This window comes from Bradyrhizobium sp. 27S5 (assembly GCF_037217225.1).
Taxonomy (GTDB): Bacteria; Pseudomonadota; Alphaproteobacteria; order Rhizobiales; family Xanthobacteraceae; genus Bradyrhizobium; species Bradyrhizobium septentrionale.
The window spans coordinates 5,520,081-5,532,069 of sequence record NZ_CP147714.1; the positions used below are offsets into that span (position 1 = coordinate 5,520,081).

At 65.4% G+C, this 11,989-nt stretch carries 10 protein-coding genes; 5 read left to right on the forward strand and 5 right to left on the reverse strand.

Going from position 1 to position 11,989, the window contains the following annotated elements; all coding sequences use genetic code 11:
* The first annotated feature begins 26 nt into the window (after positions 1–26).
* Positions 27–923 (forward strand): DUF2189 domain-containing protein, encoded by an 897-nt coding sequence (locus WDM24_RS26035; RefSeq protein WP_166307029.1) that lies wholly within the window; start codon positions 27–29, stop codon positions 921–923.
* Between the two features lie 184 nt (positions 924–1,107).
* Here WDM24_RS26035 and WDM24_RS26040 read toward each other — a convergent pair whose 3' ends face one another.
* Positions 1,108–3,285, reverse strand: a complete 2,178-nt coding sequence (locus tag WDM24_RS26040) for a xanthine dehydrogenase family protein molybdopterin-binding subunit (RefSeq protein ID WP_338827677.1) — start codon at positions 3,283–3,285, stop codon at positions 1,108–1,110.
* Between the two features lie 2 nt (positions 3,286–3,287).
* Positions 3,288–3,749 carry a (2Fe-2S)-binding protein gene (locus tag WDM24_RS26045; protein WP_029080143.1) on the reverse strand — a complete coding sequence of 154 codons (462 nt, stop codon included), beginning with the start codon at positions 3,747–3,749 and terminating at the stop codon, positions 3,288–3,290.
* 262 nt (positions 3,750–4,011) lie between these two features.
* Between WDM24_RS26045 and WDM24_RS26050 the strand changes: the two genes are divergently transcribed.
* On the forward strand, positions 4,012–4,812 hold the full coding sequence (locus WDM24_RS26050) for a LysR substrate-binding domain-containing protein (RefSeq protein WP_338827679.1): 801 nt from the start codon (positions 4,012–4,014) through the stop codon (positions 4,810–4,812).
* A 935-nt stretch (positions 4,813–5,747) separates the two neighbouring features.
* On the opposite strand, the gene WDM24_RS26055 is transcribed toward WDM24_RS26050, so the two are convergent.
* Positions 5,748–7,322, reverse strand: coding sequence for a S10 family peptidase (locus tag WDM24_RS26055; protein WP_338827681.1), 1,575 nt, complete (start codon positions 7,320–7,322; stop codon positions 5,748–5,750).
* Positions 7,323–7,484: 162 nt separating this feature from the next.
* Here WDM24_RS26055 and WDM24_RS26060 point away from each other — a divergent pair, with 162 nt between their 5' ends.
* The 3 genes from WDM24_RS26060 (at position 7,485) to WDM24_RS26070 (ending at position 9,515) form a co-directional block, all read left to right on the forward strand.
* Positions 7,485–8,264, forward strand: a complete 780-nt coding sequence (locus WDM24_RS26060) for an NAD kinase (protein ID WP_166297633.1) — start codon at positions 7,485–7,487, stop codon at positions 8,262–8,264.
* Between the two features lie 117 nt (positions 8,265–8,381).
* Positions 8,382–8,927 (forward strand): response regulator, encoded by a 546-nt coding sequence (locus WDM24_RS26065; RefSeq protein WP_024582417.1) that lies wholly within the window; start codon positions 8,382–8,384, stop codon positions 8,925–8,927.
* Positions 8,928–8,936: 9 nt separating this feature from the next.
* Positions 8,937–9,515 carry an Hpt domain-containing protein gene (locus WDM24_RS26070; RefSeq protein ID WP_338827683.1) on the forward strand — a complete coding sequence of 193 codons (579 nt, stop codon included), beginning with the start codon at positions 8,937–8,939 and terminating at the stop codon, positions 9,513–9,515.
* A gap of 61 nt (positions 9,516–9,576) precedes the next feature.
* Here the strand turns inward: WDM24_RS26070 and WDM24_RS26075 are convergent, their stop codons facing one another.
* Positions 9,577–10,755, reverse strand: coding sequence for a DUF2336 domain-containing protein (locus WDM24_RS26075; protein WP_338827685.1), 1,179 nt, complete (start codon positions 10,753–10,755; stop codon positions 9,577–9,579).
* A gap of 165 nt (positions 10,756–10,920) precedes the next feature.
* On the reverse strand, positions 10,921–11,925 hold the full coding sequence (locus tag WDM24_RS26080; RefSeq protein ID WP_175619623.1) for a transglycosylase SLT domain-containing protein: 1,005 nt from the start codon (positions 11,923–11,925) through the stop codon (positions 10,921–10,923).
* Positions 11,926–11,989 lie beyond the last annotated feature (64 nt).

Consider the following 11,989-nt stretch of genomic DNA (forward strand, 5'->3'; position numbering starts at 1 on the left):
CGACCACCAGCAAGGAGGCCGGAACCATGACCACAGTATTCGCACGGCCCAAACTGCAATTGTTTGGCGTCTCTACCGCCTTTGTCGTACGCAAGATCAGCCTTTCCGATTTGGGCGACGCGCTGCGCCTCGGCTGGGAAGACTTCAAAGCCATCCCGACCCACGCAATCGTCCTGTGCGTGATGTATCCCGTCCTCGGACTTTTCCTGTTCAGACTTGTGATCGGCTATTCGGTGCTGCCGCTGCTGTTTCCGCTCGCCGCCGGCTTCGCCCTGATCGGTCCTTTCGCCGGACTCGGCCTCTACGAACTGAGCCGCCGCCGCGAGCGGGGAGAGGAGCCGGGAGCCTGGGACGCAATGCAGGTGCTGCGCGCGCCGTCGTTCGGCGCCATGCTCGAACTTGGGTTTCTCCTGTTCGTTCTGTTCGGGGTCTGGATCGCCGCCGCGAACGCGATCTACGTTGCGACTTTCGGCTATGCTCCGGCTGCGAGCATCCCTGATTTCGCACAGCGCGTGTTGACGACGCCCGAAGGCTGGTCGCTCATCATCATCGGATGCGGCGTCGGCTTCCTTTTCGCCCTGATTGCCCTGTGCGTCAGCGTCGTCTCATTTCCACTGATGCTCGACCGCCATGCAACAGCGATCGATGCGATCCGCACCTCGATACGGGCCGTGAAGATGAATCCAGTTGAGATGGCTGCGTGGGGATTGATCGTTGCGGTACTGCTGGCCGTGGGCTCACTGCCATTCTTCGTCGGTCTCTGCGTCGTTCTGCCGGTGCTTGGTCATGCGACCTGGCATCTTTACAGGAAGGTGGTCGAGCCTGACCCGAATCCCCCGCAAGAAGAGCCCCGCCCGCCGATCGGTCACCGCTACGCGGCTGATTTCCCGGCCTCTCTCTTCCCGTGGAGCCGTGAGCGTTAGTGATACCGGCGCGAGCCAGAGATTCGCGAACCGCCTCACATGCATGCCCGCTTGTCGGATCAATGCGGGGCGCAAATCCGCTTGGCTTCACGATCGCGCCAGCATTCCGTCATTTCCCGGGCATAGCCGTCCGAAGGACGGCGTCGCTTGCGCTCGCCTATGCCCGGGCATGACGGCCGGTAGCTTACGTTTGCTTCAACAATGCCGGGTCGACCGGCATCTTTCGCAGCCGCTTGCCGGTCGCCGCGAAGATCGCATTGCCGATCGCAGGCACGATGCCCGATGTCCCGGTCTCACCCATGCCGCCGGGCGGCTCCGAACTCGGCACGATGTGGACCTCGATGGCCGGGGCCTGATCGATGCGCAACATCTGGTAGCTGTCGAAGTTGGTCTGCTCGATGCGCCCGTCCTTCAGCGTGATCTCGCCATAGAGTGCGGCAGTGACGCCGAAATTGATGCCGCTTTGAAGCTGCGCCTGCACCGTGTCGGGATTGACCACGGTGCCGCAATCCATCGCGCAGACGACGCGGTGGACGCGAACCGAACCGTCCTTGGCAACCTCAACCTCGGCAACCTGCGCAAGGTAGCTGCCGAACACGAATTGCAGCGACACGCCGCGTCCGCGCCCGGCAGGTAGCTTCCCGTCCCAGCCGGCCTTGGCCGCCGCAAGTTCCAGCGCCGCCTTGGCGCGCGGCGACTTGCCCAGCAGCGCCTTGCGATAGTCGACCGGATCCTGCTTGGCGGCCGCCGCCATCTCGTCGATCACGCTTTCGGTGACGAACACATTGTGCGAGGGACCGACGCTGCGCCAGAACGCGGTCGGAATGCCGGGCGGCTCGACCCGGACATATTCGACGTGGAAATTCGGGATGTCGTAGACGAGATCGATCGCGCCCTCGGTCGTGTCGGGATCGAGACCATTGCGGAACGCCGGCGGCGCCCATCGCGCCAGCACCGACGAGCCGGCGAAGCGGTTGTTCCAGGCGATCGGCTTGCCGGATGCATCGAGTCCGACCGCAATCCGGTCGCACCAGTAGGGACGATACATGTCGTGCTGGATGTCCTCCTCGCGGGTCCACACCAGCTTGACCGGCGCATCGACCTGCTTTGCGATTTGCACGGCGCGAATGACACCATCGACCTCGAGCCTGCGGCCAAAGCCGCCGCCGAGCAGATGATTGTGCACCACGACGTTCTCCGGCGGCAGGTCCAGTACCTTCGCGGCCACCGCCTGGGCGCGCGAAAGCGCCTGGCTGCCGACCCAGATCTCGCAAGCATCGGGGCGCACGTGCACGGTGCAGTTCATCGGCTCCATCGTCGCATGGGCGAGGAACGGCAGCTGATAGGTCGCCTCGACTTTCGTCACAGCGCCCGCCATCGCCTTGTCGGCGTCGCCGATGTTTTGCGCGACCGTGCCCGGCTTGGTGGTGGCGGCTTCGAGCTCGCGCGCGATATCTGACGTGGCGAGCTTGGCGTGGGGCCCCTCGTCCCACTCGATCACGAGCGCCGCGAGACCTTTCTTCGCCGCTCCCATATGATCGGCCACCACGGCGACTGCGTCATCGAGCTTCACGATCTGGCGCACGCCGTTGACGGCTTTTGCCGCTGCGTCATCCACGCGCTTCACCCGCCCGCCGAACACCGGCGACTGCGCCAGCGTCGCGATCTTCACCCCGGGCGGCCGTGCGTCGATGCCGTAGACCGCCGAGCCGTTGATCTTGGAGGGTGTGTCGAGCCGCTTGGCCGGCGTGCCGATCAGCTTGAACTCGGCCGGGCTCTTCAGCGTCACATTCTCCGGCACAGGCATCTGCGCCGCATCGGTCGCCAGCTCGCCGTAACCCAGCTTGCGTCCGGAGGCTGCATGATGCACCTCGCCGTTCTCGGCGCGACACGAAGCGGGCTCGACGTTCCAGCGTTTCGCCGCGGCTGCGACCAGCATCGCCTTCGCGGTGGCGCCGGCTTTCCGCATCGGCTGCCAGCCGCCGCGCATCGCGTTCGAATTGCCGGTGGCCTGCACGCCGAGCAGCGGGTTGGCATAGAGCTTGTCGCTCGGCGGCGCGTGCTCGAGTTGCACCTGCTTCAGGCCGATCTCGAGCTCCTCGGCGATCAGCATCGGGATCGAGGTGTAGGTGCCCTGCCCCATCTCGACATAGGGCATGGTCAGCACGACCTTGCCGTCGCCGCCGATCCGGATGAAGGCATTCGGCGCGAAGCCATCGGCGGCCGCGGCTTCGCTCTCGCGGCCCGCGAACGGCAGGCTCACGCTGAGCAGCAGGCCTCCGCCTGCGATCGCGCTCGCGCGGAGGAGGTTGCGCCGCGACAGATCGGCGGAGCGCTCAGACACATTGTCCATCAGCGTCATGATCAACCTCCCGACTGCGCGGCTTGCTTGATGGCTTCGCGAATGCGGACATAGGTGCCGCAGCGGCAGATGTTGCCCGACATCGCGTCGTCGATATCGGCGTCGGTCGGCTGCGGTTTGCTCGCAAGCAGCGCGGAGGCGGACATGATCTGTCCCGACTGGCAGTAGCCGCATTGCGGCACCTCATGCGCGAGCCAGGCGTCCTGGATCTTCTTGCCGGCGGGCGTGGTGCCGACCGCCTCGATGGTCGTGATCTTGGAGTCCCCGACGCTGTCGATCGTCGTGATGCAGGAGCGCACCGCGGCATCATCGAGATGCACCGTGCAGGCGCCGCACAGCGCCATGCCGCAGCCAAACTTGGTGCCGGTCATGCCGAGCACGTCGCGCAGCACCCAGAGCAGCGGCGTATCGCCGTCGGCATCGACCGAATGACTGAGACCATTGATCGTGAGCTGGAAAGGCATCCTGACACTCCTGTCCTGGTTCGAGACCCGCGCGGTCCGCGCCCCTCCGGGCGCAACCGGCCACATTCCAAAGCGATCGTACGCGCATTCGCGCTGATTGCTCACTTATGGTAATAAATACAAACGCTGCGCCCTATAAGCGGCGCTTTGATCCGCAGTGAAATAACCATTGGTTTATAATCATGGACCGACTGACCAGCATGTCCGTGTTCGCCCGCGTCGCCGATCTCGGCTCCTTCACCGCGGCGCCAAGGAGTTGCGGATGTCGCCGACCATGATCGGCAAGCATATCCGCTTTCTCGAGGACCGGCTCGGCTCGCAATTGATCAACCGGTCGACGCGGCGGCAGGGCCTCACCGAGCTTGGCCGCAGCTATCTCGATCACTGCAAGCATTTGCTGGAACAGGCCGAGGCCGGCGATGCGTTGGTCGAGGAGGCCTTGAGCGCGCCGCGCGGCAAGCTCCGCATCGCGACCTCGGTCGCCTTCGGATCGTACAGCCTGGCGCCCACGCTCGTTCGCTTCATGAAGAGGTACCCGGAAGTATCGGTCGACCTCGTCCTCAGCGACAAGATGGTCGATCTGCTCGAGGAAGGGCTGGATGCAGCGATCCGGGTCGGCACGCTGACCGACTCCACCATGATGTCGCGCTCGCTGTCGCCCTATACCGGCGTGGTTTGCGCCGCGCCGGGCTATCTCGCCGAACACGGCACGCCGACCCATCCGGCGGATCTCGCCAGCCATGAGTGCCTGCGTTATCCCGGCTGGTCGGACGGACAGCGATGGACCTTCTTCGGGCCGGAGGGCGAGGTGCATGTCGATGTCGAGAGCCGCCTCTTCATCAACAGCGCATTCGGCATCCGCTATGCGGCGCTCGCCGGCGCAGGCATCGTGCTGATGCGCGACGAGTTGCTCGCCGACGATATCGCCGCGGGGCGGCTGCAACTGCTGCTGCCGAACTACACGACGCAAAGCCGGGCGCGCCAGATCCTGTGGCCGAAGAACCGCAAAATGACCCCGAAGCTGCGGGCGCTGATCGACTTCATCGTCGAGACGTATGGGTGACCGGTGCGGCATGCCGAGTGCGCCCCGCGAATTCAATCACTGAGTTGCCCGACGGCGCAAGCCCGGCCCGCAAAAATATTTCGGTTTATCGGAAGCGCAACTTGGTGTATGGTTCGCCCGTCTCACCCGATCGAGGGGCGCTTCGCGATCGTCACGAACGCGGTGTGAGATGCGGTGGACGCCGAGCGTGTCGCTGACGAGAGCACGCGAAGCGGACGGTGAAGTCGTGTGGTCCTGACGCCCTAGTGGCCGGTGTCCCCTTGCGAAACGCGAACGCGTTTCTGCGAAGGCGGTGACATAAAAGCCTAGTCTCGCCGGGGAGAGCACGAAGTAAGCCGTAACCCATCGCGCAGGGAAAGCCGGATTGCTCCGGTTACACCTGTGGTCCTACCCCGAGCTTACTACCCTTTGCTCGGGGCCCATGGGTGCGATCGGCACCCGGCTTTCCCTGCGCCCTCTGCTCAAGATGAGGGCGGAACGAGATGCAAAACTCGGACGCTTCATGTCGCGAGAACGCGAAGCTGTGTCCCCACCCACACCTGTCATCGCCCGCGAAGGCGGGCGATCCAGTACGCCGCGGCTTATCCGTTCGAGTACCATCGTCTCTGGAATACTGGATCGCCCGGTCCCGTCTACGCCAAGGCTTCGACGAGGCCACGAATCCCAGGCACGCCGAAGCTTTAGCGAAGGTGGCAAGCCGGGCGATGACAGCGAGAATGCGGATGTTTTTTGATGCCGCAACACGTTCGATGTCGTGCTGGCGAAAACCAGGACCCATTACCCCAAATGGAAATTGTTGCGCGACGCCGGGGCCACGGCCACGTTCACAATCAAATTTGGTGGTTATGGGTCATGGCTCCCGTGCGCAATTGCGCACTAGGTCAGGACGACGACAACATTTGCAGCGGACAGCGCAATCCACGCAGCCATCCCCCTCACCTCATCAGCGCCTCTGCCTCCTTGCGGAACGCCTGGCGGGAGCCGTCGCGGGAGTAGAACATGTGGCCGCCGGGATAGACCACGAGCCTGGTGCGGCTCGGACCGGCAAAAGCCGGCAGCTGGTCGAGGATGATCTTCGAGGCGAAATATGGCGTGGCGAGATCGAACAGGCCGTGGCCGATCAGAAGCTTCAGTTTGGGGTCGAGCGCCAGCATCTGGCGCAGCTGCGTCACCGACTCCGCCGGGCTGATGCCGTGACCGAACTCCCAGGCCTTGTTCACGCTCTCGCTGAGCAGATGATAGGAGCCGTCCGGCCGCCAGTTCAGCTTGCGCGTGGTGAGGTCGACGGCAGCGCTGGTCAAGGGCGCCATCAAGGGATCGCCGGACGGATCGTTGAAATGGAAGTAGCTGGAATCCGGATAGGGATCGAAGCCCTCGACCGAGGCGTCGTAGCGGCCGGTCACCTTGCCGTTCTTGCGATCGAACTCGCGGCGGAATTCGCCGATGTCGAAACGGCCGGCCAGCCTGCGGCTCACCGCCTGATCGATGCCGGTCAGGCTCGCGACCCTGTCGGCGAGCCGCGTGGTGGCCTCGGCGTCGGCCTGGCCCTTGACGAGGTCGAGCAGGAAATCGCTCTGCGCATAGCGCTCGACATCGGCGAGATCCTCGCGCGTCACCGCTCCCTTGGCCTGCCGCGCGACCGCCGTCATGGTCGGCAGGCTCGCGACATATTGCAGCAGGCTGGAGCCGGTATATTCGCGGAAATCGAGCACCGGCGAGATCAAGATCAGGCCGCGCGGGCCGACGCCCTGCTGCATTTGCAGGTTGCGCACCACCTTGGGCCCGCGAATGCCGCCATAGCTTTCGCCGACGACATATTTCGGCGAGGTCAGCCGGTCGTATTTCTCCAGCCAGCGGCGGATCACCAGCGCGACCGAATTGGCATCGCCGTCGACCGTGAAGAAGCGCTTGCGCGCATCCTCGGACGTGGTGACGAAGCGGCTGTAGCCGGTGCCGACCGGATCGATGAAGACGAGATCGGTGAAATCGAGCCAGGTGTCGGCATTCGCCTGCAGCTCGGGCGAGGCCGAGGACACCGCGCCGTCGCCATCGAACGGCAGCCGCCACGGCCCGACATTGCCGAATTGCAGCCAGGCCGACGCCGAGCCCGGACCGCCATTGAACAGGAAGGTCACCGGACGGCTCGCCTTCTCGGCGCCGTCGAGCTGGTAGGAGGTGTAGGCGATGTCGGCGAGCGGCTCGCCCTTGTCGTCGAACACGCGGATCGAGCCCGCGGTCGCGCTGAAGGCAAGCGTGCGGCCGGGCAGCGCGACGGATTGCTTTGTGGTGGAGTCCGGCGGCAGGCGGTGCTGCTCGGCGGCGGGCGTGCTGGCCGCGGTGTTGGCGCCGGAGCCGGCCTCGCCGCGTCCTCCCCGGCCCTTCTGGCCGCTGGGAGCCTGCGCGCTCGGCGACGGCGAAGGCTGCGGGGTCTCGTCATCGGCCCGCGCCGCGGTCGCAAGACAGGCCACCAACAGCGCCGCAGCACACCGTGTCGCAAAACTGTTAGCCATGTCGTTCACTCCCTGGGCCGGCGTTTACGCATTCCACCTGGAAATTGCGCTAGCTTGGCGGCACCTGTGGGGCATGCGGTCCTTTTCCGGACCATCTCGACAAGGCCGCCGGGGATGTATAGACGAGCGCGGCGTATTCCGTGCCAAACGAGTTCGTGAGCGATGGCCAGCCCCAAGCGGTATGACAAGATCGCCTTCGTCGCCAGCGCAAGCGCGGAAGCGCAGTCGGCGCTCGAGGCGCTGACCGCGATGTACGGCAACCTTCCACCCGCCGATGCCGACGTCGTGGTTGCGCTCGGCGGCGACGGATTGATGCTGCAGACGCTGCACGCCAACATGCGCAGCGGCAAGCCGATCTACGGCATGCACCGCGGCACCGTCGGCTTCCTGATGAACGAATACTCGACGCATGATCTGCGCACGCGGCTGGCGGCCTCGCGGGAGTCGCTGATCAATCCGCTCCTGATGCGCGCGACCGACATCCACGGCGCGGTGCACCTGCATCATGCCATCAACGAGGTCGCGCTGTTCCGGCAGACCTACCAGGTCGCCAAGCTGCGCATCCTGATCGACGAGCATGAGCGGATGGCGGAGCTGATGGCCGACGGCATTTTGGTGGCGACGCCGGCCGGATCGACCGCCTACAACCTGTCCGCCCAGGGTCCGATCCTGCCGATCAACGCGGCGCTGTTGGCGCTGACCCCGATCAGCGCGTTCCGGCCGCGGCGCTGGCGCGGCGCGCTGTTGCCGAATTCCGCCTTCGTCGTGATCGAGGTGATCGAGGGCGAGAAGCGCCCGGTCGCGGCGGTGGCCGACCATGACGAGGTCCGCGACGTCCGCCGGGTCGAGGTGCTCTCCGACAAGACGATCGCGATGCGGATGCTGTTCGACCCCGGCCATTCGCTGGAAGAGCGCATCCTGCGCGAGCAGTTCGGCTACTGAGGACGGCCGCCTTCCCTTGCTCTCCTTGCCCCGGCAACCAATCATTAACCCCGGGCAGGATATGGTTAACGTCGGGTAATACCGCGTTGGCCCGGTATGCCCTTTCGGGACCGGACCATGTATCGCATCGATTTCAACAAGCTGCGATTTTTGATTTGCGACGACAATCCGCACATGCGCCGCATCCTGCGGACGCTTTTGCATTCGTTTGGCGCGCGCGAGGTCTATGAGGCCGAGGACGGCGCCACCGCGCTCGAGATGTACACCCACTACGTGCCCGACATCGTCATCACCGACTGGTCGATGCCGATCTTCGACGGGCTCGAGCTCGCGCAGATGATCCGGCAGCCGGAATCCAAGGGCAATCCCTACGCGCCGATCATCATGCTGACCGGGCATTCCGAGAAGCGCCGCGTCACGGTGGCGCGCGACGCCGGCGTCACCGAGTTTTTGGCCAAGCCGATCTCGGCCAAGGGCCTCTACCAGCGGATCATGAACGTGGTCGCCAACCCGCGCCCGTTCATCAAGACCAAGACCTATTTCGGCCCCGACCGTCGTCGCAACACCACCAACACCTATATCGGCCCCGAGCGCCGCGGCAGCGGCGAGGTCGAGGTGCTGCAACAGCCGTCGCTGCTCGAAAAGGCGCGCTCGACCATCTAGGACATCGTCATGGCGAAAGACAAACCGGGGACGATCGAGGTCAAGAGTTTCGGCACGCACCATGTGATCACGCAGCCGAACCCGCTGCGCAAGATGCTGCTGCGCGTCCCCGAGAGCGATCTCGACGATCCGGTCGGCCGCGCCGAAAAGGCGCTCGCCGGGCTGTCGGGCGAATTCAAGGAATGGATGACGGTCGAGGCCGACCGCCTCTCCGCCGCGCACGCCGCGGTGCAGCGCGAGGGCTTCAATAAGAAGACCCGCGAAGAGCTGTTCCGGGCCGCCCACGACATCAAGGGCGATGCCGCAACATTTGGTTATCCCTCGGCGGCCGTAGCCGCCGAGAGCCTGTGCCGCATCATCGAGCACGCGCCCGACCTTAGCGCAGTGCCGCCGCAGCTGATTTCCCACCATATCAACGCGGTGCAGGCGATCGTGCGCGAGCGCACCAAGCTCGACACCGCGGTCGTGGCCGTCGTGCTGAGCAAGCAGCTCCGCGGCATCACCGATGAATTCCTGACCCACGCCAACCGCGACCGGCCCGAGCATCTCGAGGCGATCCTCGCGCCGAGCATCGCACCGAGCGAGTAGCCGCGCGGCCGGCTGCCGCGCCGCGGCAGCCCTTTAGCTCCATGCATCGAAGAAACGCGGCCTAGGCCGCGACGAGATCGTCGTAAGGCAGCACCGCAACCGCGTCTTCCGCGGCGAGCTCCTCGCAGAACATCCGCGCATCGTCGCGCGCCGATTCCGTCGCGAAGCGGCGCAGCAGGATCAAGAGCGGCTCGGCCGCCGAATGGTCGGTCTCGCAATGGGTCAGCACGCGCTCGACCATGCGGCGATGCAGCCGCGCTGCGCCGTCGCCGCTGTCGACATAGCCGACCTCATGGCTGGCCTCGAGCGCGACGCGGAACGCGACATAGGTGGACTCCGGCAACCCCGCGCGACGCAGCAACGCCTGCAGGCCATTGCCGCCGCGGTCGTTCACCAGCGCGGAGACGCGGCTATAGGGCAGTCCGGACAGTTCGGCGAGCGCAGCCCCGAACAGATCGAGATTGCCCGACAGCAGCGCGCGCAGGATCAGGCCTGCGGTCAGTTGCCCGGTGGCGCGCAGATGCGTGATCAGGCCATGCATGTCGTCGCCGAAGGCGCGCGCGGCGATATTCACCGTGGAACGCTCGCGCGCCTCGCCGGCAATCCGGTCGGCCCGGTCGGCGCCGAGCCAGTTTCGCGCGACGACGAACTGCGCCAGCGTGTCGGAGAGCTTGGCGACCAGCGCCAGCCGCGTCGCGGACGGCAGGTCTTCGAGCTGCAGCATCGATTCCCGGATCGCCGCGAGATGGCCGTGACGCTCGACGATGCGGTCCCAGGAGAACGGCGCGAGGCCCGCATACGGGTTCTCGATCAGCTCCAGCGCGGCTGCCGCCGAGCCGACCTCGGCAATCGCGGCGGCGACGGAGGCCGGCAGGTTGATGCGGCGCGCGATCGCGCACTGCATCTCGTCGGAGCCGGTCGCGACGATGTCGACGAGGTCGGCATCGATCAGGAGCGGTGAATGTTCCAGCACCGGCAGCGCGATCGCCGGCTGGTCGGCCGACAGCGCCTGGACGATCGCAGCCGGCGCTTCCGCGCTGCGTGCAAACACCTCGGCCATCGCCTGCCGCACCAGCGGCGACGGGTCGTCGAGCAGCATCAGCAGCGCGCCTTCGGCGGCGATACGATCCTCCTCGGCGAGATCCGAAATGAGCCAAGCCCGGGCCAACGCCCGCGTCGCCTCGGCCCGCTCGCCTGCCGGAGCGGTCCTAATCCAACTAATGAACTGCCGAACGATCATGGTCCTTCCGGCTTACGCAACGAAACGGCATCGACTTACGACGCCAACTACAAGGAAAAATAAACCATGACGCTTAACAAAGGGTTCACCATAAACGTTTGGGATTATTGACGTTTCGTTAAGACGGTCGAGGCGCCACGACTTCGCGCGCGCAGCAATGCAGCGCTAGCCGCTGCTGTAGGTGCCGTTGGGATCACTGAACAGATCCAGCCGCCCCGGCGCGCGGACCTTTGGCGTCGCCGAGCTGGTCAGCGCGGAGGAACTGCCCCACAGTTCCTGCACCGCCGGCGAGATCGGCTGTGAGCGGTCGCCGCCCTGATAGAGCGAGCGGAACGCCGGCGCCGGCTGCGCCGATGCGACGGTCGAGGTCGCACTGACCGCCGTGGTCGAACGGGCGTCCGGGAAGGTCGAGAGATAGGACGCGGTGTCCATGGTCAGCGCCGGTGTCGGCGCCGCGCTTGCGATCGCGTAGGGACTCATCGTGTCGCCGCCCGCCGCGGCAAACGCGGTGCGCGTATCCGTCGAATCCGCAGCCGCGGCGTAGCGCGTGGTCAACACCGAATAGACCTGCGAGACGCTGCGCGCGCTGCCCGACTTGTCGTAGAAGATCGACTGGTTCGCCGCCGCCGCCTTTGGAAACATCGCAGCCGCACTGGCGCTCGGACTATCCTCGGCACTCGAGATCAGCTTGCCGGCGCCGCCCACCCCCATGAAGTGAGCCATATAGAGTTCGGCATCGGTCGGGCGACGGCCGAGCTTGCCGGTGAGCTTGAAGCTGTTGGATTGCGTCAGCACCGCCGCCATCGAGGACGCCGCATCGGGATCGTCGCGCAGCTTCATGATCGCATTGCGCGCGGTGGGATCGCTGACCGAATAGCTGCCGTCGGAATTCTTGGTGATGGCGTCGGCATACTGGCCGTAGCCGAGCTGGCTTCCGGCCTCCTTGACGGTGCCGAGCCAGGTCTGGTCGATGAATTGATAAAGCCCATGCGCCGACGAGGTGGTGGCGCCGGCCCGCGGATTGAAATTGGATTCCATCTTCGCGGTCGTGAGTAGATATTCGAAGCTCGTGCCGGTGGTCGCGGCCGCCTGCTTGATCGAGCTCGCAACTTTCAGGCGCGAGGAATCGACACCTGCCGCAGCCGTGGCATTGTAGAGGTCGACCGCCATCGATCCGGTGCCTTGCAGGCGCCGGCAATCGGCACCCATGTCATGTCAACCTGCCGTAATTATG